Source organism: Bremerella cremea (genome assembly GCF_003335505.1).
GTDB classification, from domain to species: Bacteria; Planctomycetota; Planctomycetia; order Pirellulales; family Pirellulaceae; genus Bremerella; species Bremerella cremea_A.
Genome location: NZ_QPEX01000010.1, coordinates 600,796 through 625,869, shown reverse-complemented (window position 1 = coordinate 625,869; position 25,074 = coordinate 600,796). Strand labels below are relative to the sequence as shown.

General features: G+C 54.0%; 17 protein-coding genes. 11 read left to right on the top strand and 6 right to left on the bottom strand.

All coding sequences use genetic code 11. The annotated features are described in order from the left end of the window. Positions 1–255: 255 nt before the first annotated feature. On the top strand, positions 256–957 hold the full coding sequence (locus DTL42_RS03675; RefSeq protein WP_147274148.1) for a hypothetical protein: 702 nt from the start codon (positions 256–258) through the stop codon (positions 955–957). 46 nt (positions 958–1,003) lie between these two features. Here DTL42_RS03675 and DTL42_RS03670 read toward each other — a convergent pair whose 3' ends face one another. Beyond that, complete coding sequence (locus DTL42_RS03670) at positions 1,004–2,461, bottom strand: protein kinase domain-containing protein (protein ID WP_114367322.1); 1,458 nt, start codon at positions 2,459–2,461, stop codon at positions 1,004–1,006. A gap of 121 nt (positions 2,462–2,582) precedes the next feature. On the opposite strand from DTL42_RS03670, the gene DTL42_RS03665 reads away from it, so the two are divergent. The 3 genes from DTL42_RS03665 (at position 2,583) to DTL42_RS03655 (ending at position 6,161) form a co-directional block, all read left to right on the top strand. Further along, the gene (locus DTL42_RS03665) at positions 2,583–2,897 is read left to right on the top strand and encodes a 4Fe-4S binding protein (protein WP_114367321.1); all 315 of its coding nucleotides are present in this window, start codon (positions 2,583–2,585) and stop codon (positions 2,895–2,897) included. A 216-nt stretch (positions 2,898–3,113) separates the two neighbouring features. After that, the gene (locus DTL42_RS03660) at positions 3,114–4,832 is read left to right on the top strand and encodes a methyl-accepting chemotaxis protein (protein ID WP_114367320.1); all 1,719 of its coding nucleotides are present in this window, start codon (positions 3,114–3,116) and stop codon (positions 4,830–4,832) included. A gap of 240 nt (positions 4,833–5,072) precedes the next feature. Next, positions 5,073–6,161 carry a hypothetical protein gene (locus DTL42_RS03655; protein ID WP_114367319.1) on the top strand — a complete coding sequence of 363 codons (1,089 nt, stop codon included), beginning with the start codon at positions 5,073–5,075 and terminating at the stop codon, positions 6,159–6,161. An 8-nt stretch (positions 6,162–6,169) separates the two neighbouring features. On the opposite strand, the gene DTL42_RS03650 is transcribed toward DTL42_RS03655, so the two are convergent. Next, positions 6,170–8,881 (bottom strand): tetratricopeptide repeat protein, encoded by a 2,712-nt coding sequence (locus DTL42_RS03650; RefSeq protein WP_114367318.1) that lies wholly within the window; start codon positions 8,879–8,881, stop codon positions 6,170–6,172. A 158-nt stretch (positions 8,882–9,039) separates the two neighbouring features. Then, positions 9,040–11,337 carry a hypothetical protein gene (locus DTL42_RS03645; RefSeq protein WP_114367317.1) on the bottom strand — a complete coding sequence of 766 codons (2,298 nt, stop codon included), beginning with the start codon at positions 11,335–11,337 and terminating at the stop codon, positions 9,040–9,042. A gap of 226 nt (positions 11,338–11,563) precedes the next feature. Here DTL42_RS03645 and DTL42_RS03640 point away from each other — a divergent pair, with 226 nt between their 5' ends. Beyond that, positions 11,564–12,397, top strand: coding sequence for a glycerophosphodiester phosphodiesterase (locus DTL42_RS03640; protein WP_158545216.1), 834 nt, complete (start codon positions 11,564–11,566; stop codon positions 12,395–12,397). Between the two features lie 83 nt (positions 12,398–12,480). On the opposite strand, the gene DTL42_RS03635 is transcribed toward DTL42_RS03640, so the two are convergent. Then, on the bottom strand, positions 12,481–13,206 hold the full coding sequence (locus tag DTL42_RS03635) for an SGNH/GDSL hydrolase family protein (RefSeq protein WP_114367315.1): 726 nt from the start codon (positions 13,204–13,206) through the stop codon (positions 12,481–12,483). A gap of 271 nt (positions 13,207–13,477) precedes the next feature. On the opposite strand from DTL42_RS03635, the gene DTL42_RS03630 reads away from it, so the two are divergent. Next, on the top strand, positions 13,478–13,903 hold the full coding sequence (locus DTL42_RS03630; RefSeq protein WP_158545215.1) for a VanZ family protein: 426 nt from the start codon (positions 13,478–13,480) through the stop codon (positions 13,901–13,903). Positions 13,904–13,964: 61 nt separating this feature from the next. Here the strand turns inward: DTL42_RS03630 and DTL42_RS03625 are convergent, their stop codons facing one another. Both DTL42_RS03625 and DTL42_RS03620 read right to left on the bottom strand, forming a co-directional pair. Then, positions 13,965–14,474: a hypothetical protein gene (locus DTL42_RS03625; RefSeq protein ID WP_147274147.1), complete on the bottom strand. Its 510-nt coding sequence runs from the start codon at positions 14,472–14,474 to the stop codon at positions 13,965–13,967. 71 nt (positions 14,475–14,545) lie between these two features. Beyond that, entirely contained in the window at positions 14,546–15,718 is a 1,173-nt protein-coding gene (locus tag DTL42_RS03620) for a XylR family transcriptional regulator (protein ID WP_114367990.1), read from the bottom strand. A gap of 400 nt (positions 15,719–16,118) precedes the next feature. On the opposite strand from DTL42_RS03620, the gene DTL42_RS03615 reads away from it, so the two are divergent. The 5 genes from DTL42_RS03615 (at position 16,119) to DTL42_RS03595 (ending at position 24,799) form a co-directional block, all read left to right on the top strand. Further along, positions 16,119–18,569, top strand: coding sequence for a DUF1553 domain-containing protein (locus DTL42_RS03615; RefSeq protein ID WP_114367989.1), 2,451 nt, complete (start codon positions 16,119–16,121; stop codon positions 18,567–18,569). Positions 18,570–18,639: 70 nt separating this feature from the next. Further along, positions 18,640–20,115 carry a DUF1501 domain-containing protein gene (locus DTL42_RS03610; protein ID WP_114367312.1) on the top strand — a complete coding sequence of 492 codons (1,476 nt, stop codon included), beginning with the start codon at positions 18,640–18,642 and terminating at the stop codon, positions 20,113–20,115. A gap of 169 nt (positions 20,116–20,284) precedes the next feature. Next, positions 20,285–21,889, top strand: coding sequence for a phosphoenolpyruvate carboxykinase (ATP) (pckA, locus tag DTL42_RS03605; protein ID WP_114367311.1), 1,605 nt, complete (start codon positions 20,285–20,287; stop codon positions 21,887–21,889). 100 nt (positions 21,890–21,989) lie between these two features. Beyond that, positions 21,990–23,441: a sulfatase gene (locus DTL42_RS03600; RefSeq protein WP_234824060.1), complete on the top strand. Its 1,452-nt coding sequence runs from the start codon at positions 21,990–21,992 to the stop codon at positions 23,439–23,441. Positions 23,442–23,548: 107 nt separating this feature from the next. Continuing rightward, entirely contained in the window at positions 23,549–24,799 is a 1,251-nt protein-coding gene (locus DTL42_RS03595; RefSeq protein WP_114367310.1) for a nucleoside permease, read from the top strand. Positions 24,800–25,074 lie beyond the last annotated feature (275 nt).

The window sequence follows — 25,074 nt, the reverse complement described above, 5'->3', positions numbered from 1 at the left end:
AATTTGAAAATGGGGTTGTCCCAAATTCTAGGGGTTCGCTATCTTTTGCCTTGTTGCCAGCCCTTGATTTGGGGGAGGCACTTGTCAATTCAGTAACCATAGGCAGCCTATTTTCTCGGGCGATCGTATTTGGATATGTCTCCCTCATCGGTTCGTACCGCAAGTAGACGGTGGCTTCGTTGGTTGCCGCCTGGGATGCCGCCTCATCGGTCCATTGTTTGCGACCTAATGGATCTGCATCGGCGGATACCGACGGTGTCGCAGGCCAAGCCGTTTCAGCTGGCGACCCTCCGCGAAGCCCGAGAAGAATGCCCGCAACGTATTTCCTGGTCGCTGCTTTTCTTGCGGGCGTTTGCCTTGGCATCGGTAGAGTTCCCTAACTTGCGTCGTACGTTGATCGCTTGGCCTTGGCATCATTTGTACGAACATCCGACGGCGTACGCCAACTTGACCGTTTCGCGCGAGTACCAGGGAGAACAGTGGCTTTTCTTTGCCCCGCTGGAAGCCCCTGAATCGCATTCGTTGTTGGAATTACAGGGCATGTTAAATCGGTACCAGCAAGCGCCGGTTGAGGTGGTCTTCAAAAATCAAGTTCGCTTCGCCTGCTATCCTCGCTTCATTCGCCAGGCGTTGTGGTGGTTGCGGTTCAATTTATCAGGCCGCAAACGTATCAAACGCCTCGGTACGTTCGGCTTGACAACGGTGGCAGGGCAAGGAGTAACCATTCTCGACCCCAAGGCACCGGTAACGTCGACCCTCACTTACGGCCCCCTCGATGAAACAGGCTGCTGCGAAGTGATTCTCGCTTACGATCATCGTGTGATGGATGGCAAAGAAGTCGCAACGATCATGCGCAGAGTAGAAGAAATAATGCAGGGCGAAATGGTGCAAGAGATGCAGGCCCTAACGCACTACTTTCACCAAGAAACACTCGCAGCTCAAACGAACGCAGCGTAAGAGCAAAGTGCTGGAATCGCACCACACATTTCGTTAGTTCACGGACCTACGCCGGGCTATCCGGTGAAATGATGTCTTGGGTGGGATTCGTATCTTCCGACGTAATTCGGGCCAGTTCGTGCAAAAATTGCTGCGCTGACGAGGGGCGTTCACTTGGATTTGTCGCAAGGCAGCGCATCAGGAACGTTTCTAACGAAGTGGGGAGCGTCATTCCGAGACTGGCTGGAGCGAGAGGTAGATCTCCTTGTTCGAGAGCGCTCAGAATGGCAATTGGTTCTCCGCAGCGTGGTGGTTTGCCGGTAAGCAATGCATAAAGCAAACCACCTAGCCCATAAACATCGACGGTGAAGTCGGCAGCCGAACTGGTGAGTTGTTCTGGGGCTAGGTAGGCTAAAGTCCCACCACGTACTGGGGGCGTATCGACAATTTGACTATGCAGAGAAGCCAAGCCAAAGTCGACAACATAAACCGTATTTTGCCGAGAAAGCAGGATATTGCTCGGCTTCAGGTCGCCATGGATGACATTGCTGCGATGCGCCGCCGCGATCGCGACGGCAACGTGGCGTACGATGCGAATTGCCGAGGAGACTGGTAAGGCTGCGCGATCGATTCGTTGTTGTAGGTTTTCGCCGTCGACCCAATCCATCACCAGGAAATAGCCTCCGCCAGGATATTGCCCCAGGCCATGCAAGCCGACGATACCTGGGTGGCAGACTTTGGCCATCAATTGCGACTCGCGGATAAGTTGCCCCAACGCGAAAGGGTTGGTTTGATGCCGTTTGTGCAGCGATTTCACGGCCACGGTGCGGTGACGTCTTTTCTCAATGGCTCGATAAACCTTACCGAAGCCCCCACTGCCGATGTGTTGTTTGAGGATGTAGTCTTGCCAAGACAAGGTCGCGATGCGATCGCCAAACGGTGGCAGCTCTTGCACTAAGCGTCGCTTGAGGTTGTCTCGAAATGTTTGCAGCCAACGGCGAAGGGTTCGGGGAGACTTTTGGTGTTCAGGAGAAAGCTCGTCGAGCGATTGCCCGGCGAGAAACTGCCCCAGCAGTGGCTGGGCATCGGCTGGCATTTCAGCTAAGGCAAGTTGTACTTCTTCCAGCAGCCCCACAGCCTCAGCAGGAAGAGGAGCCTGTTGAATGTTAGCGAGGTCGGTAGCGACTTCACGCGAGACGGCCCGTTTGCCAGCCGAGTGCCGTTTGGCTTGGCGCCGCAACTTATTGAGCGAGATCGCCGCCAACAGTCGCCACAAATCTCCTGAGTGTTGCAAGAGAAAACGTTTGTCGCGGGCCTGGACAAAGAAGCTACCAAAGGCCGACTGCGCCACGTCTTGGGGATCGAAACGCTGCTGGAGGGTAGGAGAAAGGTGTTTGCCAATCAGGGGCAGGAGGCGAGCAAGATAGCGATCGACGATCGCCTGAGCAGCATTGGGATCGCTGGCCATATAGCGTCGCAGTAGCTCGCGCGAGTCTTCCGGGGTGTGAAAATTGGGAGCAGGCATGAGGTTTTCCAAATTTTCTTTTCTTCGTTTGGCCAACTTTGCCTCGAAATCGAATTTACGTATTAGGCGGGGCAATTAATGCTCATTCGATTCAGACACCTACCAAGGGAGGAAAGTTCTCATGACGCACGTCGTTACAGCTGCTTGTGAAGGATGTAAGTATACCGATTGTGTCACCGTTTGCCCGTGTGAATGCTTTCACGAAGGGGAACGGATGTTATTCATCGACCCGGAACTGTGCATCGATTGCGAAGCTTGTGTGCCGGAATGCCCGGTCGATGCCATTTATCCAGACCATGCGCTTCCAGCCGAATTGGAGCACTTTGTTAAGGTGAATGCCGAGATGTCGTTGGTGACGCCGGTTATTTTGGTCAAAAAGAAACCTCTCGCCGATAGCGAGGGAGATGGTCCCACGAATCACGCGTCAGCAGAGTAACTCTAGGCACTAATTGGCGATACAAATTGCTTGTTTCAAGGTGCGGTTTCTGGGCGTGGGCCGCAGATAAACGGGGTTGGTTCACTTGAAGAGATAAAAGGAAATGTCCGTGTATGAAAGTTTGGTAAAGAGATTGGATAGCGGAAATAGTGCCCTACCTTTCAGGGTCGCTGCGTGTATTTCGCGAGACCGAATAAAGGCAAATAGGGGCAGATCATGAAGAAGGTAACCAAGGGTTCCTTGCTTAAGAGGTTGAACTCCCTCCGCATCAGTACCAAGCTGATCAGCGGATTCGCCGTTATCTTTTTGTTGACTTCGTTTGCTTGTTATCTGGGGTATTCTGGACTCAGCAACTTGGAATCGGAAATGGAGTTTATTGCTGAAGATAAACAGATCTACAGCGACGCCCAGGCCATCAAAAATCTGATGCTGCAGCATCGCCGGTACGAGAAAGATTTGTTTCTTAATATCGGCAATCGAAAGAAGCAGACCGAAAAGTACCTGCCGAAGCTCCAAGAGAAGCAAGCTGAAATACAGACTTTGCTTCAGCGAATGCAAATCGTTATCGGTGAAGATCCTCGATTTTCGCCCGAGACAAAACAGGTTGCCGCTGCGCTAGTACAAATGCATCAGCGTTACATGGATGGGGTGCTGGCGATTGCGGACAATGCAATCAACGATCCTAATTGGACGCCGCAAGAGGCGAACCAGGCGATGGAGCCTTTTAAAGAACCGATTCACGATCTGGAATCGGGGATCGATCTGGTTGCCGATGCGACGACGGAACTGTTTATGCAGCGGATCGAGACCTCCAAAGGCGTTGCCGCTCGTTCGCGTGTGGCGATGGTGGCTGGTGCCGTGCTGGCTTTGGTGCCGTGTCCCTTTATTGTGATGATTGTGGTCGGCCCGCTTCGAAAGGTTTCGCGGCTGCTGGCCGACATCGCAAAATCGGAAGGAGATCTGACGCTACGTTTGCCTGTTGAGAGGAACGATGAAATTGGGGAACTCTCGGTCTGGTTCAACAAGTTTGTTGATCAAATGCAGGCCGTTATGATTCGCGTCGGAGAAAACGCTTCGGCGTTGGTCAGTTCTTCATCGCAACTCACTGGGACAGCCGCCGAGCTTTCGGAGAATGCAGGCAATACAACCAATCGCTCGGCCTTTGTCATGGCTGAATCGAATCAAATGGTTACGCGAATGTCGCATGCCTCGCAGTCTACTCAGTCGATGCAGCTGAATATCTCTTCAGTTGCCAATGCGATCGAAGAACTGGCAGCAAGCATCAACGATATTTCCGGCAACACCGAGCAAGCCTCGGCCGTGGCGATGGAGGCTGCCCGAGAACTGAAAGAAAGTAATGCCAATATTGTTGAACTTGGCAAAGCGGCTATGGAAATCAACCGTGTTGTCGAGACCATTGAAGACATCGCCGAACAGACTAACTTGCTCGCGCTTAATGCAACGATCGAAGCGGCCAGGGCCGGAGAGGCCGGCAAAGGCTTCAGCATCGTTGCCAACGAAGTGAAAGAACTCGCTCGCCAGGCAGCCTCGGCCACGGAAGGGATTCGGGCTCGCATCGATGCGATTCAAATGGCAACCGACAAGACCACACGATCGATTAACGACGTTGGAAAACATGTTGCCAAAGTGAATGATGTTTCCGCGATGATTGCCGCCGCGTTGCAAGAGCAAAACGCAACAACCCAGACAATCGCCGAACATATTAGCGAAACGTCGTCCGCCGTCACGGAAATTAGTAACGGAGTGTCCAAGTCGGCTGAGGCCAGCGAGGGAATTCGCAGCAGCATGCAGGCCGTCGATTTAGCGGCCCAGGAAACGGCCCATGGCGCTAGCAGCACGCGGCGTTCAGGAGACGATGTTCATCGAATTGCGGACGACCTGAAGACGCTTCTGAGCCAGTTTCGGGTGATTTGATCCCCTGCCGGAGTGGATTGATCGGCGTTGGCCTGGGACGACATCCAAAGTAGTAAGCGAATTCGCTGCGAAACGCGGTGCTGTTTGCCTATCTGTCCAAAGTACGGTGGAATTTACTTCGGCTTCTACCGCCGTATTGTCTACAATGAACTGAACAGGAAGTAGCTCCTCTCGCGAAACCTCTTTTCTCACGGAGTAAGTTGCCCCTCGGCATGGCAATGCGGCCAGGAGTTTTCGGAGATGCCCAAAACAAGCATGAGCCCCACCCCTCATTCATCCACGCAGCCAGAGAGTGCGCCGGCCAGTCAACTCGGTGTTTGGGGGGCGTTGGCTAGCGGATTGAAGCTGGCTTCGGTCTGGAATATGCCAGCTTGGCTGGTCAGTCTGTTGGTGCATTTGTTGGGTGTTTCGGCCTTGGTCATGGTCACCATGGCACCACTGCGTCCTTCCCAGGTGCTGAACTTAACCGCGACCGAGGAGACGGCAGCGGAAGAGTTGGTCGAGATGCAGCTCGATTTCCAGCCAGAGTTGGAAGAGTTAGAGCTAGAAGCCGCTGCTCCACAACTGAAGGCCGAAGCGTTTGAGACGCCACAGTTGGAGATCGATCCCAACCTCTTGGGCGACGCTTTGGCGGCAGATCAGTTTCTACCGGCTGATCAACTCGATTTTGCCGGGCTCGACCCGAACGGCCTGATGAGCGAAATCTCGGGCATGGGGGACGGGCTTGGCAGTTCGGCCAAGTTCTTCGGAACCGGAGCAAGCGGGAAGCGGATTTGTTTTCTCGTCGACAATTCGATCAGCATGTCGGGCGGAAGAATGGAAACCGCCCTGATCGAGCTAGAAAAAGCGATTTGGAAGCTATCTCCCTCGCAGGAATTCTTCATCATCTTTTACAGCGATACCGCCTACCCACTGTTCTATCCCGATTCGGCTACGAAGATGATCGATGCCACCGGCGAGAACAAACGGCGGGTGAGTGAGTGGCTCGAAACGATCCACGTCTGCAATTTCACCAACGGGCGAGAGGCGATCAAGCTGGCTTTAGAGATGAAGCCTGATTTGATTTACATTTTGGGGGACGGGTCGTTTACCGACACGGCCGACTACGCGCTGATCGAAACACCCACTCCCGGCACCACCATTCACACGCTCGGCATGCACGTGAAAGCTTCCGATGCCCGGCGGTTCTCGGCGGTTGCGGAAAAGCATGGCGGAAGTTATCGCGATGTCGGCATTACGCCGCAAGGACGGGCCCGTTTAATGAAAAACGGGCCTATTCCTTATCATAAGAAACGAGAAGGCATTTGGGGCATCAAACTGCCTGGCTGATCTCTATTCTAACCTTCTAGCTCTTGCAGCAGCGCGTTGGCTTCGCTGGTATCGCGGGGAGAAAGTTTATCGAACGCTAGCGCGGTTTGCAGCGATTTCAGGGCGGCTTCTTTCTGACCTTGGCGGAGCAGCACTTCCCCTTGGTGCCGTAGGGCCACCGCGTGTTGGTAAGAATCGGGCTTGGCGATCTCGATCGCCTGGGCGTAGTCGGCGAGGGCTTCGTCCCATTTTTGCATCAGCTTGTAGGTGATCCCCCGGAACAGAAAGACTTCGGCTTGTTCGTCGACATCTTCGTACTCTAAGGTGAGGGTCTTTTCGTGCTGAGCCAAGGCTTCCTCGAATCGCCCCTGAGAGGCTAACGCCACCCCGTAAAAGAAAAACGATTCGGCGTAGTCGACGTCTTCGATATGTTCTTGCGCGTGGACGATTTCGATTTCTTCGATAACTCGTTTGAAATCGCCCAGGTAGTAGTAACACGACGCAATTTGATAATGAGTTCGGGCAAACCAACCGTCTGGCCCTTGATTGTGGGCCAAGACCTCGGCAAAGCGGGCCAACGCCTGGTCGCCGAGAAATTGGCGATTGAAGTCGATGCCAGAGTTGATGATCGATTTGGCTTTTAAAATGGGATCGGTCGCTGGATGGTCGATTACCTTCTGGTACTCCGTGTTCGACTGCTCGTAGTCTTTGGCCTTACCGTAGGTGTGGGCCAAGCTATAGAGGTATTCGGCCTCTTGCTCGTCGACGATATCCTCGCGGGCAATCAGCTTGTGATACTCGGCCACGGCTTGGTCGTATTGTTCTAGACGATCGTAGCACAACGCGTGGGCATACAAGGCTTTGTGCAGTAGGTCGGGCCAAATATCGGGAGAGTCGATCGTCTGACGATAACACGCTTGGGCTTTGTCGTACTTCTTTAACGAGTAATAGGCATTTCCAAAAGAGTACAGCGTGCTGGTGAAGGTCTCGCTATCCAGGTCTGCGACGGCCAGGGCGGATTCGTAGTCGGTAATGACCGCCTCTTCTTGTTCAAGCACCAAGTAAGCATCCGCTCGAGCTTCAAAGAGATTGCTGCGTGTGTAGGGGGTAACGTCTGCGAACGCGAGCCCACGCGAATAGGCTTCGATCGCGGAAGTATGTTCGTCCTCCTGCTCGAAGGCTTTTCCTTGCAGCAAGCAAACGCGAGCACGATGGTTGTCTGGGATATCGTCGATTTGTTCGACACGCGTTAAGGCTTCTCGTGCTTGGGACGGTTTACCTTGGTCGATATCAATTTCGGCGAAGAAGGTCAGGGCGTAGGCTCGCTGCCCGGTGGTGGCTTCCGCATGTTCGAACACCGTTTGGAAATCGGCTTGAGCCTCGTCTAAGCGATTCAATTGATAGTAGTGATAGCCACGGCGATTCAAGGCCTTCAAGTGGAGCCCTGGCGCGGTGTCATCGATCGCGAGAAGTTCGGTCAGCGTTTCGAGGGCTTCTGCCAGCCGGTTCATATCGGCCAACACCAACGCCTTGTACCACAACGCATCCGAACGCAGACCAGCGGCAGATTCTGCGGGTAAGTCGGTCATGGCCAGCAATTTGTTTAAATCGCCCAGCGCTTCGTCGAAGCGATCGGCCATCGCCAGCGTAGAGCCCCGATCGATGAGGGTATCGGCCTTTTGGAAAGGGGTAATTTCTGGCTGCGACAAGACATAGTCGAAGTCGGCCAGCGCTGCGTCAATTTGCTCGCTACCTTTAAGGGCATAACCGCGTCGGCTATAGGCACGAACGCGATATTGCTCGACGCGTTGGTCGAGTGGTTCGTAGCGAAACTCGATTAGCCGCGTCAGGTCGGCGATTTCTTCTTGTGTGCGTTCGAGACGCTCGTAAGCACTGCTGCGCGAATACAGCGTGCGGGTAAAGGTCCAAGGATCGAGACCTTCCATCCGCAAGATTGCCGAGAAGTCTCGGATGGCTTCCTCGTGTCGTTCGAGGCGATCGTACAGGTGCCCACGCCAATAGTAAGCTTCCGACCGATCAAAATTGTTCGCCTCCGGCAGACGAATGATGGCCGTGTAGCTAAGAATTGCCTCTGCGGGACGTTCTAAACGATCGAAGACAATCGCAGAATAGTACAACGCTTCCACATGCTGCGCCGGGGGGATGTCTTCGTGGGCGAGCAACGCGGTGAGGATCTGTTCGCTATCTTCAAAGCGGGATTGGGCGTTGTAAGCCCGGGCAAGGCGAATCTTGGCGTCGTAGCGAACCTCGGCAGAGGCTCCCTCGATTTCGTAGGCGGCGTTGTAGTGAAACGCTTCTTGCTCGGCGTCTTCTAATTCTCCGAAGCTGTAGCCAAGCTGAACGTGCGCCCGGGCGACTAGGTCGGCGGGGGCAGCGGAAAGACGCGTGACGGCGAGCAAGTCATCTCGTTCGCGTGCGAGTTCGTTCAAGTGCCAAAAAGCCCGAGCGCGGTTGTAAAGTGTCTCGGCATGCTCTTCTTCGGTTTCCTGACCACTTTCAACAAGTGTGGTGAAATCGGCGACGGCTAGTTCGTTTTTCTCGGCCAAGAGATAGGCGAAGCCACGGTCGAACAGGGCCATGTTCCGCGTTTTTTGATCGATCGCAGGATCGGACAAAATCTTGGTTTGCTTCTCGATTTCTCCTTCTTGGGCTTGCGTTTGGTGAAACGTAAGTGCCAGGTCGGCGAGCCCGCCGAGTCCTTTTTTCGCAGGTCGATCCATGATTCAACGTCAATAAGGAGCCAAATAATACGCAAGTTCCGCGCGCCGTCGGTAAGGGAAACCGATTATAGACCGAGGCGATTGGTTGGCTCTAGCAGCCTGTCGAATTTCTCAGATCGGCTGCTAGGCAAGCTTGGAAAATAGTTTTTCTGCTTTTTTTAAGGAGCAAGCGTTTGCTTGAGATGTTCGCAGTTAATAACTTTTTCGATCAGATCTTGCGGCACGTAGAAGTAATGATTCGAAGCCTCGTAGCCGATCCGCGAGTCGCCGGCGACCACCGGGTAGAGGCGAACCGTAGTATCGATTTCTCGTTGCAGCTCGTCGATGGCTGCTTGCCGCCATGGCTGCTGCTGCTCTGGCGTTTTCGCTGCTGCAAGCTGGTCGCGGGCAATAATGTATCGTGCTTGCTGGGCAACGCTGGCAAAGTGCAGTTGGGCGGCGCGGGCCACGCTCAGGTCGTCGGCAGCAAAGGCCTGCTTGTCAGCCGGGGCCGCTTTTGCTGCGGCTTCTAAGTGTTGGCAACCTTCAGCAAAGCCATCGGCAATCTTCTGAAATTGCTGGGCGTAAATTTCAGGCGGGAAAGGAGAACTCCAGCGTGCCAGGCCATCGTAAGGAAAGCAAACCATGCCGGGCGAATAGCCGGTTGGCTCGGCATATAACAGATTCGCTGGCCCCACATGCTGTGGCCCGGTATACATGCCGGAACTGCTGTAAGGATACTCGGCGTAGCCGTCACTGAAATGCTGCCAGGCCAGCTTCGCTTCGGCGGCCCCAGCTTTGCCATAGGTACTTTCGGCGAGGAGGTCTAAGGCTTGATCGACGGTTAGCTTGGGATTTTCCGCAAACAGCTTGGCGAGTTCCAAGTTGGGGGAAGGGTAGCCTCCGAGCGACCAGCTAAGCATCTGACCATCGAGATTTGCTTCGGCTAGGTTCGCGTTGTGCTGAGCGATTAGGTTCATCACCGGCACGTAGGGAACAGCGGCGATTTCCCAAGTGATATTGAACTGAACTTTGGCCAGCGTGTGCAGCCCATTTTCCTGGGCGACTTGCCAATGCTTCGTCGCACGCGGGCCAGGTCCGACCGCAGAGATAGAATACTCACCGATCACGGCTTTCACCCCACCTCGTTCGATTGGTAGTTGCCATTCGCTTACCGACATCAACCAAATCGAAGGGGGCAACTTGGCAACCGTTTCACTGGCATCGCCATGCCGAGCCCAACCCCAGTCCCAAGCGATCACCTTAGCAGCTGGAGCCGAGCGATGCACGCCGTCGGCGATGGCCGTGTTGATCTCGACCAAGATGTCGGACGGACTACGGTCTTTACAATGGGGACATGCGGCTTGGGTGAACTTGGAACTGCAGTTGGTTAGGTTCTCGGAAGCAGTAATGGTGAACACGCCACCCAGGTTCGGCACACGCTCGAAAATGTACGCCAAGCTATCGCTAACCCAGGCACGCACTTTCGGATGGCTGGTACACATTGCAAAGTAGGGAACCGGCGAGCCAGGATCGGGGACCCCTTTCATCTCGGGGCGTCGATCAAAAAACGACTCTGGCATGGCCCGTGGTTCGTTCATGTAAAGATAAACATCGATGCCATACTTCTTGGCACGTTCGACTAGCTTGGCCAAGTTCTGCAGACGCTCGCGATGCCCTTCTCCGAATTCGGGGAAGTCTGCCGTGGGTGGGGCCAGGTCGCGTAAGACCACATGCAACCAAACCCCATTCACCCCACGCTGTTGCAAGCGAGCCAAGAGCCCATCGGGGAAAGGATCGAGCGTGGGATCGCTCAGGGGATCACCAAACATGGCAAAATACGAATAGATGAAACGGGGGTGATCGGCATCGTGCTGAGGAGGCGGTAGCTTTTCAAACGCGGGATCGACTTGGCTTAGCTCTTCGATAAATTGAAATGGTGGTTCGTGCGGCTGCTTCAACTGATCGCCAAACGTTCGCTCGACCAATTGTTTGATCTCGGCGGCGCGAGCCTTAGCAGCCGAACTCGGTTCGGCATAACGAACCGGCGGGCAATTCGGTTTCATGTTGCCCAGCTTGATCAACAGAAAGTCATCTTCGCGGAGGCGATGGGCGAATTCTTCCTCGTCGATCTGCAAAAGCTGCAGCAGTTGATCGTAAGGAAGCAAGTGCCAGTTCCGCCGCACCAAGGTAATGTAGCCACGTGTTGCCATCTGGGGAGAAACGTACGGATCGGCTGGCAGCCCCATCGAAGTGGCAATATCGGTTACGTTTTCCGGTGTGGTGGCCAGCACTTCGGCCAAACGCGCGGCTGGAACCAAGCTCCAGTTCCGCCAGACCACCGCATGCAGGGCATCGGGGAAGTGATCGATGGGGACTGGCGGCTTGCTAGAAACCTCAGGCAGGCCATCGGCTTGCACGGCGCTGGCCGACAAAACGAAACCGAGCAGGAGGATCAGACAACGTGCGTAAATCATGGGAGTTGCTTTGCGGAAGGAGAAATCAGGCGGGAGACCTAATCTTCCTTGGATTATTACCGAGAGTCAATGTGAGAGGCACAAGCACGAAAGTTCATACAAACGCCCGTTGACGATGCCTTGGACGCCCTCTAGAAAAGAAAGCTCCCGATTTCACACCCCTCCTTTTTTCGTCAGGCCGGTTATGTTGCAGCGATGTTGGTTTCTTAGCGCGTTCTTCATGGTTATGGCAGCCTCTTTCGTTTCGGCAGAAGAAAAGCCATTTCACATTCAAGCCCATCGCGGGGCTGGCATTGCCATGCCTGAAAATACGCTCGAAGCGTTCGAATATACCTGGAGCATCGGCGTCACGCCGGAAGCCGATTTGCGAACGACCGCCGAGGGGGAAATTGTTTGCTTTCACGATGCCAACCTGAACCGCGTCGTGAGCAACGTGAGTGACGCAGAAAAGAAAACGTCGGTCGAAAAGCTACCAACCGATCAAGTGCTGGCCTTGGAGGTCGGTTCGTTTCGCGGGCAGCAATACCAAGGTCAGAAAGTCCCTACGTTAGAATCGGTTTTCGCCGCCATGCAAGGACATCCTGAGCGGCTTTTGTACCTCGACATCAAGACGGCCGATCAGGGCCAACTGGTGAAGCTGATCGATAAGTATGGTGTCACTTCCCAGGTCATCTACACCACCACGCATCACAATTTGATTCAGGAGTGGGCGAAGCGGGTGCCTGGCTCGCTGACGCTGCTGTGGAATGGCGGTAGTGAAGAGAAGCTCAGGCAAAAGATGGCCGAGGTGCGGGCTGCAGACTTCGAGGGGATCACCCACTTGCAAATTCATGTCCGCGTCGGCGACCTGGCCAGCGACGACCCGTTCACTCCCTCTACGAAGTTCCTGAAACAAATCGGAGCGGAACTGAAAGAGAAGGGGATTGTCTTTCAGGTTTTGCCGTGGGAATGCCAAGATCAAAAGGCTTACGTGCGGCTGCTCGACTTAGGTGTCGAGTCGTTCGCCACCGACTACCCGGAAGTTACCGTCGAGGCCGTCAAAGAGTTTCGCACGCGGTAGTTTTCAGGCTGGCCGCAAACCAAACGATTCGTGCCATGCTCGCGCAGTCGAGAGCATGGCACTTGTTTTTTAAGGGCTGGACGTTACTTCATGCTCTTTTCGTGCAAAGCTTTCTCGATCACGGCGGTGACCTGTTCGGCGAGTTCCTGCGAGCCTTGGTCGGTGAAGTGAACGTTCTTAGGACGCTGGATTTCGTCCAGACGATCTTGGCAGAAGCTGAACAAGTCGTTCACTTGAATGTCGTGATCTCTCATGATCTTAATCGCCGCAGCATTGTACTTAGGGGGCGATTCTGGTTCGCGGAGCACACCGCTGGTGCCTGGTGGAACCGGCGTGGTGGTCGCGAAGATGAGCGTGGCATCGGTGGCTTCCAGTTTCTGGACAATTTGCTCAAGGTTTTTCGTGTACTGATCGACGGTGGCTTGCAGTGGATCGTTGGCCTTGGAGGAAACCTTGTTGCCGCCAGGTTCGGTGACGTGCTTCAAGTCGTGCAGGCCCCAGTTGAAGTGAATCACGTCCCACTGACGATCGCCCAGCCAGCGGTCGACTGCTTCGACTCCTTTCGTTGTGCCAGAACAGTTTTCGGCCTTGGTACCGTCGGCGGTGTGAGGACGAAAGACGTTCGCTTTGCCTGCTAGTGCTTGGCGGACTTTCAGCGTGTAGCCGATGGAAATCGAATCGCCTAGGATCAAGACATTCGGTAGCGATGGATCAGGCTCGATCGCCCAGACGCCAGTTTTCTGTTGGGCTAGTAGTGGTGAGGAGGCGAACAAAACGAGTGCCGTGGCGGCAAACAAAAGTTTCTGCATAGATCGTCTCAGAAGAAAGGTCGTGCGGAGAGGGGGAAGAAGGAAGGGGATTCATCGTAATCGATTTGTCCGCGTGGTGCATCTATTTCCTGGGTTAAGTAGCGCGTGCTGATTCCAGCGAATTTTGTAGGGAAAGAAATCGATATCACGCAGGCAATCGTCTACCAAGTTAGAACAATCCCATTAAGCTCTAGATCAATCAACTATGCCTGACCCGACAACGGACTTATCCGCGAATTCTCAACGTTCACGCCGTTGGTGGTGGCTGCCCATGGCAGTGCTGTGGGCTAGTTCCATCTTTATTACGTCGTGCTATGTGATTCGCCCGCACGAGTTCTTCGCGATGCTGCAAGATTGGGGCGTGGTCGATGGTAGCCGGATGGAAGAATTCAAAGTCTTCTGGGGAATCTGGTGGTTCACGATCGTCAAAGGGTGGCACTTTACCGAGTTCGCCTTGCTGACGTTCTTTGTGGCTTGGGGCCTGAGGGCAGGTTGGCCGAAGCTAGGGCAGGGAAGTGTGCTGCTGGCGATGCTCGTTGCGATAACGTATGCCGCCACCGATGAATGGCACCAAACATTTGTCCCCGATCGGTATGGCACCGTGACCGACGTGCTGATCGACTCGTTGGGGGGGCTAACCGCTGGGGCGATATTAATCGTACGATTCCGCCAAACCGTTCCCCGGGAATCAAGTTAGCGTTTGCTACCCTCTGGCTGCCGAAAGAGTTGAGATTGCAGACGCAGAAATCTATCTCAGATTACAGAGGGCCGTAGTTCGAGTGGAGTAGTGACTCTTCAAGCTGCGATTTCCATTGCGGGGAAATATCGGCAGGATAAATTGCTGTTAACTGAGCGCAGCCAGATTCAGCTTCAAAGGCGACCACACATACTTCTTGTGGATAGCGAGCATTGAGGCGTTTCGCATGGACCAAAAGTGTTGGGCGTCCCTCAATCTCGCGAAGCTCTTTGCTGGTCAACTCCATCTTTTCGGCGCGGAGGTTCTCGGCGGTGAACTCAGCGACGAGAGCTGGAAAGTCTGGTTTAAGTGAAAATGCTGGGCGAATACTCACGCGCAAGTCGTCGTGAGACCACATCGCATGCTCGGCCACCCACTGAAAGCCATCAGGAGCATCAAACTTAAAAACGGGGTCGCCAGACCGAGGAGAACCTACCACAACCGGCCCAAGCTGAGTTGACTCTAGCGAGACACGTTCTTCCTGCGAACAGGATACGCCACAAAACAAGATCGAAGCGAATACTGCGAACAAACGTATGCTCCGGAAGAGCGAGTGCTCTTTCATCAGAATAGACTTTCTTATTGTTTGCCTGCTCTCAATTCCTACCGGAACCGGCGCGAGGCTCCCTTGACGTTTTGGGTGCGGTACTGGCCTGGGGTTTGGCCAAGTTCGCGTTTGAAGACGACGCTCATGTATTCAGGGTGGTCGTAGCCAGAGAGGCCGGCGATGCGTTCGAGGGGGAGGTCGGTTTCGCGGAGGAGTTGTTTCACGCGTTTCAGTTGCACGTTGCGAATTTCCGATTGCGGGCTGCGTCCGATGAATTTGCGGAAGCGACGTTCAAGGATGCTGCGCGAGACCGGTACGTGTTGCAGGACATCGACTACCGAAATCCCGTCGCAGGCATGCTGACGGATATATTTCACCGCCGAGGCAACCAGCGGGTCTTCGATCGCCAGTACGTCGGTTGACTGCCGGGTGACGATCCCCAGCGGCTCGACCAATTTGCTCATTTGCGTGGGCTGTTCCCCTTTCATCAAGCGATCGAGCAGGGCAGCCGCTTCAAAGCCGATCCGCTGGGGGTTAGGCATCACGCTGGAAAGAGGCGGGTCGCACAGTTCGCAAACAAGTTCGTCGTTGTCGACACCAACCACGGCCACTTCTTCCGGCACCGCTTGATTGATCCGACGGCAAGCATCGAGCACGTGCTGACCACGCATGTCGTTACAGGCCATGATCCCGATCGGGCGAGGGAGTTCGCGCAGCCAGTCGCAAAGTTGCGCTTGTTGCTGCTCCCAGGTCAGCGCGGAAGAAGAATCCCAGGGGCCTTCCAGCAGTTCGACCGGGCTGCCTGATTTCTCGATCGCTTCCTTAAAACCTTGGTAGCGGCGGGTCGACCAGTTATGACCACTGAAGCCGCAAAAAGCAAAGTAGCGGAATCCGCGTTCCAGCAGATGAGCAGCTCCCATCCGGCCGACCGCTTCGTGGTCGGTACCAATATGGGGGAGTCCTTGATCCCCATAGATGTCGGTCAAGTCGACGGTGGGAATGTTCCAGGCTTTCAACTGCTCGGCTAGGCTGGGGGTCGTGCTGCGGGTGATGATGCCATCGCCATCCCAATTTTCTAGCCAGGCTGGGGGGCGATAGGCTAGTTCGCGGAGGTCGACAAACATCGACCAAGGTTCGTTAGCCACCACATAGCGATTGATTCCACGGAGAACTTCGCGTCCATAGACGAGCGAAGTCTCAACAATGAGCATGACTCGACGACGTTGCATGGAAAAGGGACTCAGGACAGGATGAGGATGGTTGCAGGAAGGAATCCCCATTATGAAACGAAACGATTCTCAAAAGCAATCACATGTCAAACGGTGGCTGATTTTTTTCCAGAAATTCTTTTCGAGTCATTTTGCAGCTTAGGAGCAAGAAAAAGGGTGGGAAAATACTTCATGGGCGTGAGATAATGAGATTGCTAGCGATAAACAACCGGACGACATGAGCGAATCAGAAAAGGCTCTCAAAAGGTTTTTGGGAAATCTCATTGATTCCCTCGGGTTTGAGCACAAAAATAAAAGTAATGATGCACGAAACCTTTTCGTAAACCATGTGAAGCCTTTGGGAAAAGCGATTTCCAAAGGACGGGCCCGCCTCTTAACTTCCTGCCGTAAGTTATTGTCTATGTTCTATTTATCTGTCGCAAAGCGGTCTCTTCTTCTCGTCTGCGCCGGTCTCGTTGCGTTGGCGTTAGTTGAGACTGTTCGAGCTCAGGACGAGTCGGAACCGACGGTTAAGTTCAATCGTGATGTGAAGCAAATCTTGGCCAAGAAGTGTTTTTCTTGCCATGGTCCGGCGGAACAGGAAGGTAGCTTGCGCCTGGACGAGCGAGAAACGGCCATCGCCGAGGCGGACTCGGGGGAAATTGCGATTGTTCCCGGCAAACCGGAAGAAAGCGAACTCATTCGCCGCATCCAAGCGCACGACGAGTCGGAAAGAATGCCCCCCGAAGGCGAGGGGGTAAGTCCAGAGGATATCGAAACGCTGAAAACATGGATTAGGGAAGGGGCCAAATATCAAGGGCATTGGGCGTTCGAGCCACTGACCGATCCTCAGCCCCCGGAAGTGAAGCAGAAGGATTGGGTCAAGAATGATATCGACAACTTCATTCTAGAACGCCTGGAAGAAAACGGGCTTCAGCCAAACCCACGAGCATCGAAGAGAACGCTGATTCGGCGGGCTTATTACAACCTAACCGGGCTGCCCCCCACCAAGGAAGAGATTGAAGCGTTTGAGGCGGACGACTCTCCGGATGCTTGGGGAAAACTTGTCGATAAGATGTTGGCTTCCGAGCATTACGGCGAGAAGTGGGGACGGCATTGGCTCGATCTGGTCCGTTTTGCCGAGACCAACAGTTACGAACGGGACGGTGTGAAGCCCAACGCGTGGAAGTATCGCGACTACGTGATTCGCTCGTTCAACGAGAACAAACCGTACGATCAATTCATTGTCGAGCAGCTTGCCGGGGATGAAATCGAGAAGCCAACGCCAGAATCGATCATCGCCACCGGCTACTATCGCTTGGGGGTATGGGATGACGAACCGGCTGACCCGCTGCTGCACGTTTACGATCAGTACGACGATCTTATCGCCACGACCGGGAAGACCTTTCTGGGGATCACGGTCAATTGTGCCCGTTGCCACGACCACAAAATCGACCCGATTACCCAGGCCAATTACTACGAGTTCCTTTCGTTCTTCCGCGGCATGAAACCGTACGGCACGCGAGGGGATGTTTCCTATAGCCAACGCGAAATCTCTTCGCCTGAGGTGATTTCGGCGCACGAAAACTATCAAAGAGAGTCGCAGGCCGTCGAGAATCGCCTGAACGAGATCGTCGCAGGGGCGATCGAAAAATTGCCCGAAGAGGAACGTAAGGAAGTCCGCAAGGAACGCAATCCCGAGCGCCGACGCGAGAAGATGGATGGGCGTATTGCCGACCTGGTCCCCAACGATGCCTCGGAATACGACGCTTTGAAGCGAGAGTGGGCGGGGATTAAAGACCGCGAGAAATACCTCCCGGCCCGCGAGTTCGCCATGGCGATCAACCGAAGCGACAAAGTCCCGGATGAGACCAACATTATGATGCGGGGCAATCCGCATGTTCCTGGCGAGGTGGTGGAGCCAGGCTTTCCCCAGTTTTTCAATGCGGCGAAGCCTATTATTCCGACTCCTGCGGAAGATCAAGAAACATCGGGGCGTCGGTTAGTTCTGGCTAAATGGATTGCCTCGAAAGACAACCTCATGACAGCCCGCGTGATGGTAAACCGGATTTGGCAATTCCAGTTCGGACGCGGGATCGTTCGTACTTCCAGCAACTTCGGTCAGCTAGGAACACCACCTACACATCCGGAACTGCTCGATTGGTTGGCCAACGAGTTCATCGACAGTGGCTGGGACGTCAAACATTTACAGCGGTTAATGATGACCTCGGCCACGTACCAAATGTCTTCGGCTGGGCAAGAGAAGGGCTTGGCGGAAGACCCAGGCAACGATTTGATGTGGCGTTTCAATTCGCGGCGTTTGACGTCGGAAGAAGTGCGCGATTCGATCTTGGCCGTGAATGGTCGGTTGAACGAAAAGATGTTTGGGCACGGTTTCTATCCGAAGATTTCCGACGAAGTCATGGCCGGGCAATCGAAGCCAGGGGATGGCTGGGGGAATTCTTCGTATGAAGAGCAAGCCCGTCGCGCGGTTTACATTCACGTTAAGCGGTCGTTGTTGACGCCGATTTTGTCCGCTTTTGACTTCCCCGAGACCGACTCGGCCTGCGAAGAACGTTTTGTCACAACGCAGCCCGCCCAGGCTTTGGGAATGATGAACGGGGCGTTTGCCAATCAGCAAGCAGAAGAGCTCGCAAAACGTGTTCGCGATGCGGGCGCTACCGAGCTTGAAGATCAGGTACGGCAAGCGGTTCAATTTGCTTTGGCCAGAGAGGCTAACGAAAGCGATGTGAAGATCGCCGTATCGTTGGTCAACGATCTTAAGCAAGACCATGGATTGGACGACAAACAGGCATTCGATTTGTATTGCCTGATGTTGATCAACTTGAACGAATTTTTCTTCCTGGACTAGACGCGGCAATTGCCTTTTCAATTGTCGGGTTTTGCTCAGTGAAAGAATTGATAACGGAAGGAAGGTAGAGATGTCCGACTCAAAGCAGCCTAAGCCAACGTATTGTGGGCGCACACGGCGCGAGTTTCTGTGGGATGCCGGCGCGAAGTTTCCCGGGCTCGCGCTGACCTACATGCTGGCGCAAGATGGGTTTTTGGGCAAACAAGCGGTCGCTGCCGACGGCGTTTCCAGCTTCGATAACCCCTTGGCCGCGAAGCAGCCGATGTTCCAGGGGAAAGCGAAGAACGTCATCTTCCTGTTCATGTACGGCGGCCCCAGCCATGTCGATACGTTCGACTACAAGCCGAAATTGTACGGTTTGGATGGTAAAACGGTTCCGGTGAAAACCAAGGGACGTGGCGGCGAGAAGAACGAAGGCCGTGTCGTGGGGCCGAAGTGGAACTTTAAGCAGTACGGCCAGTCAGGGCAGTGGGTCTCGGAACTGTTCCCTCATTTGGCGACTTGCGTCGACGACATCGCCTTTTTGAAGTCGTGCCAGGCCGATTCTCCCATTCATGGTTCGGCCATGCTGATGATGAACTCAGGCCGGATTCTGAGCGGTTTTCCGACGATTGGATCTTGGGTGACTTACGGCCTAGGGACGGTAAATCAGAACCTGCCCGGCTATGTCGTAATGCTCGATCCGACCGGTGGTCCGATCAGCGGGGCGAAGAACTGGACGTGCGGATTTATGCCGGCCAACTATCAGGGGACCATCTTCCGCAGCAAGGGAGCCCCGATCATCGATTTGGCCGCCCCTGATGGAATGACCCGCGAAGCGCAACGTCGCTTGCTGGACGCAATGAAGGCTGCCAACCAAGAGCACTTCGCATCGCGCAACGACAATAGTGAACTGTCGGCTCGCATTCACAGTTACGAGCTTGCCTACCGCATGCAGGAACACGCTCCTGAGGCGGTCGATTTAGCGACCGAAACGGAAGAGACCAAAGCGTTGTACGGTATCGATAACCCGCAAACCGAAGAGTTTGGGCGTCGCTGCTTATTGGCACGTCGATTGGTCGAACGAGGCGTGCGGTTCGTACAGCTTTACTCTGGCGGGCACCACAACGATGCCAACTGGGATGCCCACGGCGACCTGGAAAAGAACCACAACTACCACGCCGGTCGTACCGACAAACCGATTGCTGGGCTTATTCAAGACCTAAAACGCAAAGGAATGCTGGACGATACGTTGATTGTCTGGGGGGGCGAGTTCGGACGTCAGCCCACCGCTGAATACGAAAAGGGAACCGGTCGCGATCACAACTCGTACGGTTTCACCATGTGGATGGCCGGTGGTGGCATCAAGGGTGGTGTTTCGTATGGTGCCACGGATGAACTGGGGGCGGAAGCCGTCGAGAACCCGCTGCATGTGAAACGCTTGCACGCCACCATGCTGCATCAGTTGGGGCTCGATCCGAACGCTTTGAGTTACTTCTATAGCGGGCTTGATCAGAAACTAGTCGGTGTCGAGCATGTCGAACCGATTCGCGAGATCATTTCGTAACACGAAAACTCATACAATAATTTAAGAACTTTAATGCGCCTTCTGATCTGTTCAGATGGTGCATTTTTATGCGCAATGTACGGGTCGCGTCGTTTTTTTTATAGGAGTAGAATGGCGGAAAGACACCCCCTACTGTGTTCAAATTCAAACCTGCGACGAGGTGGCAGCCATGAGCAAGATCGATCTAAAAGGATTGGGTATCGAAGTTGAAGATGTTCGTCGGAATATGCCTCCTTGCGTGCTATACGAGGAAGCAATCCGGGACGAAGAAGACGCAGCCATCGCCGATACCGGGGCGTTAATTGCCTACAGTGGCGAGAAAACAGGACGTTCGCCTAAAGACAAACGCGTGGTCGAATGCGACAGTTCGAAAGACGACATTTGGTGGGGACCGATCAACATTCCGATCGAAGACCATGTCTTTCGAATCAACCTAGAGCGGGCCAAAGATTACCTAAATACCCGTAAAAAGCTGTACGTCGTCGATGCGTACGCCGGTTGGGATCCGAAATATCGGTTGAAGATTCGGGTGATCTGCTCGCGACCGTACCATGCGTTGTTCATGTACACCATGTTGATTCGGCCTACCCCAGTCGAGCTAGAATCGTTTGGCGAACCGGACGTGGTGATCTACAACGCCGGCCGCTTCCCTGCCAATCGTCATACGCCTGGTATGACCTCGAAAACCAGCGTCGATGTGAATCTGGAAGACCGAGAGATGGTGATTCTGGGAACGGAGTACGCCGGGGAAATGAAGAAGGGCGTCTTCACCATGATGAACTACTACATGCCGAAGCAGAATGTTCTGTCGATGCATTGTAGTGCGACTTGTGCCCCCGATTCGGACCGGAGCAGCATCTTGTTCGGCCTGTCAGGCACCGGAAAAACAACCCTTTCGGCGGATCCCAAGCGATTGTTGATCGGCGACGACGAACATTGCTGGAGCGATGACGGGATTTTCAACATCGAAGGGGGCTGCTACGCCAAAGCAATCGATCTGACGCCAGACAACGAGCCAGAAATCTTCCAGGCTCTGCGATTTGGGGCCGTGCTGGAAAACGTGGTCTACGACCAAGAAGATCACCACGTCAATTTTCACGATACCAGCATCACCCAGAACACGCGCGGTGCGTACCCGATCGAGTTCATTCGCAACGCCAAGATCCCTTGTGTGGCGGGGCATCCTAGCGATGTGATTTTCCTGACCTGCGATGCTTTTGGGGTGCTGCCTCCAGTTAGCAAGCTGACTCCGGCTCAGGCCATGTATCACTTTATCAGCGGTTACACGGCTAAAATCGCCGGGACTGAAGTGGGAGTGACCGAGCCGCAAGCGACGTTTAGCCCTTGCTTTGGTGGCCCCTTCTTGGTGTGGCATCCAGGCAAATATGCGGAACTTTTGGCAGAGAAGCTCGAAAAGCACAAAGCCAACGTTTGGCTGGTAAACACCGGCTGGACGGGTGGGGCTTACGGCGAAGGGGCACGAATCAAACTGAAATATACCCGTGCGATTGTCGACGCGATTCATAGTGGCGAACTAGCCGACGCGCCAACGGAAGCCGATCCGGTGTTTGGTTTTGAAGTGGTAACCGCTTGCCCGAACGTGCCGGATGAGATCTTGGTGCCGAAGCAAACCTGGAAGGATGCGGACGGGTATCACAAGACGTCTGCGAAACTGGCCTCGTTGTTTACTGAGAACTTCCAGAAGTACGTTTCCGGTGTCTCGGATGCCGTGCGTGAGGCTGGGCCGGTGTCGAATTCGGCGACCACTGGGTGATTCTTCGCCCGATTCCGATTATGCTCAGAAAACGGCCTGAGCGACTTGCTCCGCTCAGGCCTTTCGCAAGCAGCATTTATTTTGTCGGAGTCGGTAGGCTGTGGGCACTCGAAGCATCTTTCTCTGTGGATTGTTGATCGCTGGCATGGGAATGATTTCCCGGCCGGTCGAAGCGGCCGATCAGACGCAACGCCCGAACTTTGTTTTCTTTCTGGTCGACGATCTCGGTTGGGCCGATCTGTCGTGCTACGGTAGCACGTTTCACGAATCGCCCAATATCGACGCGCTGGCCGCCAGCGGCATGAAGTTCAATCATGCCTACGCCGCGTGCCCGGTTTGCTCCCCTACGCGAGCATCCATTATGACCGGACGCCACCCAGTGCGGGTTGATATCACCGATTGGATTCCAGGGAATCGTGGCACCGGCAAATTTCTGCAAGTCGAAGATCGTGACAACCTCGCCCTGGAAGAAGTGACAATAGCTGAAGTGCTGAAAGAGGCAGGCTATCAAAACTTCTTTGCCGGCAAGTGGCATCTGGGGGACGAAGGACATTACCCGACCGATCAAGGCTTTGATTTCAACATCGGCGGCAATCACGCAGGCTCGCCCCCTGGTGGTTATTATGCTCCGTGGAAGAACCCAACGCTCACTGCCAAAAAAGATGGCGAGTATGTCACCGAGCGTCTGACGGAAGAGTCGATTAAGTTCCTTGAAACGCGTGACCAAGCCAAGCCGTTCTTGCTTTACCTTTCGTACTACAACGTTCACACACCGATCACGCCCTACAAGAAGCGAGTAGAACACTTCCGCGAAAAGGCCGCTGCCACCATCGAAGGGGAAACGCCGACGATTCCCGAACACGAAGGCATTTCGCGCGCTCGGCAAGACGATCCATCCTACGCTTCGATGATTGCTGCGGTCGATCAAAGCGTCGGAGAGGTTTTGGCGAAGCTAGATGAGTTGAAACTAACAGACAATACGGTTGTGTGCTTCTTTTCCGATAACGGTGGCCTTTGCACAGTTCGCCGTCCTGGGCCGACCAGCAATCTTCCCCTCCGCAGTGGCAAGGGTTGGTTGTATGAAGGTGGCGTACGAAGTCCGCTGATTGTGCGAGCTCCAGGCGTGACAAAAGCGGGCAGCGTTTCCGATGTGCCGGTGGTTAGCACCGATTTCTTCCCAACCATGCTCGAACTTGCAGGCCTGCCCCTGCAGCCAATGCTGCACGCCGATGGGCAATCGCTCGTTTCTTTGCTGGGCGGGGCAGGGGAGCAGCCAGAGCGAGCCCTCTATTGGCATTATCCTCATTACCACGGTTCGACCTGGAAGCCAGGGGCTTCGATTCGGGAGGGGGATTGGAAGTTGATCGAGTTCTATGAGTACGACGAAGTCGAGCTCTACAACTTGGCCGACGACCCCGGCGAACAAAACGACCTGAGCACCTCTCAACCGGAAAAGACCGCCCAACTTCGCGAGAAACTGCATACGTGGCAAAAAGAGATGCACGCGAAGATGCCCCAACCCAATCCTAAGTACCAACAACCTGGAAAATAGCTGATTTCCCTGGTTTGTGAAGATTGCTAGCTGGGCTACAATCGAGCCGCAACATCCCTCCTAAATATCCGCTTACCAAGACGAAGCCCGCTTAAGGAACCTGGTTAATGCTGAATCCCAAGGTCATCAGCTTATCGGTGATGATGTTTCTCCAATTCTTTGTCTGGGGCTCTTGGTATGTGAGTCTTGGTCCTTACATGTCCGAACGAGAAATGTTTGACATGATCTCGTGGGCCTACACCGTGGGGCCGATCGCAGCAATCATCTCGCCGTTCTTTTTGGGATTCATCGCCGACCGCTATTTTGCTTCCGAGCGTGTTCTGGGTGCGCTTCACTTTCTTGGGGCGATTGCGATGTTTATCGCCCCGATGGCTGCTGAGATTGACTCAGTCCTGTTCGTCTTTGTGCTGTTCATCCATATGCTGTGTTACATGCCAACATTGGGGCTAACCAATACGCTGGCGTTTTCCAATATCGATGATCAGGAAAAGCAGTTTCCGATTATTCGAGTATTTGGAACCATTGGCTGGATTATTGCTGGGATTACGGTTGGTACGATCTTACATGCGAATACAACGGATACTCAATTCTATCTAACCGGTATCGCTGGGATTGCCTTGGCACTGTATAGCTTTGCTCTGCCTCATACGCCGCCGCCATCTGCAGGAAAGACGGTTACGTTCCGAGAGATCATTGGTGCTGATACGTTGGCCCTGATGAAAGAACGGTCTTTCACCGTTTTCATCATCGGTTCATTTCTGATTTGTATTCCATTGTCCGCTTACTATGCATTCGCTTCGACCTTCGCCGGCAAAGTTGGTTTTGAAGATATGACCACGGTGATGGCAGCTGGGCAGGGATCAGAAATCCTCTTCATGTTGCTGATGCCGTTGTTCTTCCGTCGTTTGGGTGTCAAATGGATGCTGTTCGCCGGTATGGCTGCCTGGGTGCTCCGATATGGTTTGTTTTCTGGCGCCGACGCTGACAACGTCAAATGGATGGTTTTCCTGGGAATCCTCCTGCATGGTATCTGCTACGATTTCTTCTTTGTTACCGGCTTTATCTATACCGACAAAAAATGCGGCCCGGAACTCCGTGGTCAGGCACAAGGTTTCCTTGTGTTCGTCACACAGGGGCTTGGGCTTGGTATTGGAGCTCAGGTGATGGGAGCGATTGCTGGCTATTACACCGCTGAAGATGGAGCGAAGGACTGGCAAATGATTTGGCTGATGCCTTGTATCATGGCGGGCGTCGTTATGATTCTGTTCGGCCTACTCTTCAACGACAAAGTGGAAGCCACTGAGGACGAAACAGGCTACGGGACCGACGAGGCCCCGGTTAGCGAGCCATCGCATTAAGTGAATTTCAGCGACAACAGGCACTTATTCTGGTCGTTTAGCCTGGAAAGTTGACTGCAGAACAACCTAAAAAGACGCCGCCTAGGGAACTCAGGCGGCGTTTTTTGTGCGCCAGAGCGGTGTAGCAGTTGTCTTAAGTTGCTTTCAATAAACAGTTTACCGATCTCTTGGGGAAATTTCTTTTAAATTGCCGAGATTTTCTAAAGCTCGCAGTTTGACACTAGAGCGATGTGACATAGGTTTCAAGTGTCAAGGCAAGTGCAACACACGGCACC

What these genes read in the sequence shown, in the direction of transcription:
- DTL42_RS03670 (WP_114367322.1), bottom strand. Translation starts at nt 2,461, where the DNA reads ATGCCTGCTCCCAATTTTCACACCCCGGAAGACTCGCGCGAGCTACTG.
- DTL42_RS03665 (WP_114367321.1), top strand. Translation starts at nt 2,583, where the DNA reads ATGACGCACGTCGTTACAGCTGCTTGTGAAGGATGTAAGTATACCGAT.
- DTL42_RS03660 (WP_114367320.1), top strand. Translation starts at nt 3,114, where the DNA reads ATGAAGAAGGTAACCAAGGGTTCCTTGCTTAAGAGGTTGAACTCCCTC.
- DTL42_RS03655 (WP_114367319.1), top strand. Translation starts at nt 5,073, where the DNA reads ATGCCCAAAACAAGCATGAGCCCCACCCCTCATTCATCCACGCAGCCA.
- DTL42_RS03650 (WP_114367318.1), bottom strand. Translation starts at nt 8,881, where the DNA reads ATGGATCGACCTGCGAAAAAAGGACTCGGCGGGCTCGCCGACCTGGCA.
- DTL42_RS03645 (WP_114367317.1), bottom strand. Translation starts at nt 11,337, where the DNA reads ATGATTTACGCACGTTGTCTGATCCTCCTGCTCGGTTTCGTTTTGTCG.
- DTL42_RS03640 (WP_158545216.1), top strand. Translation starts at nt 11,564, where the DNA reads ATGGCAGCCTCTTTCGTTTCGGCAGAAGAAAAGCCATTTCACATTCAA.
- DTL42_RS03635 (WP_114367315.1), bottom strand. Translation starts at nt 13,206, where the DNA reads ATGCAGAAACTTTTGTTTGCCGCCACGGCACTCGTTTTGTTCGCCTCC.
- DTL42_RS03630 (WP_158545215.1), top strand. Translation starts at nt 13,478, where the DNA reads ATGGCAGTGCTGTGGGCTAGTTCCATCTTTATTACGTCGTGCTATGTG.
- DTL42_RS03620 (WP_114367990.1), bottom strand. Translation starts at nt 15,718, where the DNA reads ATGCAACGTCGTCGAGTCATGCTCATTGTTGAGACTTCGCTCGTCTAT.
- DTL42_RS03615 (WP_114367989.1), top strand. Translation starts at nt 16,119, where the DNA reads ATGTTCTATTTATCTGTCGCAAAGCGGTCTCTTCTTCTCGTCTGCGCC.
- DTL42_RS03610 (WP_114367312.1), top strand. Translation starts at nt 18,640, where the DNA reads ATGTCCGACTCAAAGCAGCCTAAGCCAACGTATTGTGGGCGCACACGG.
- pckA (WP_114367311.1), top strand. Translation starts at nt 20,285, where the DNA reads ATGAGCAAGATCGATCTAAAAGGATTGGGTATCGAAGTTGAAGATGTT.
- DTL42_RS03595 (WP_114367310.1), top strand. Translation starts at nt 23,549, where the DNA reads ATGCTGAATCCCAAGGTCATCAGCTTATCGGTGATGATGTTTCTCCAA.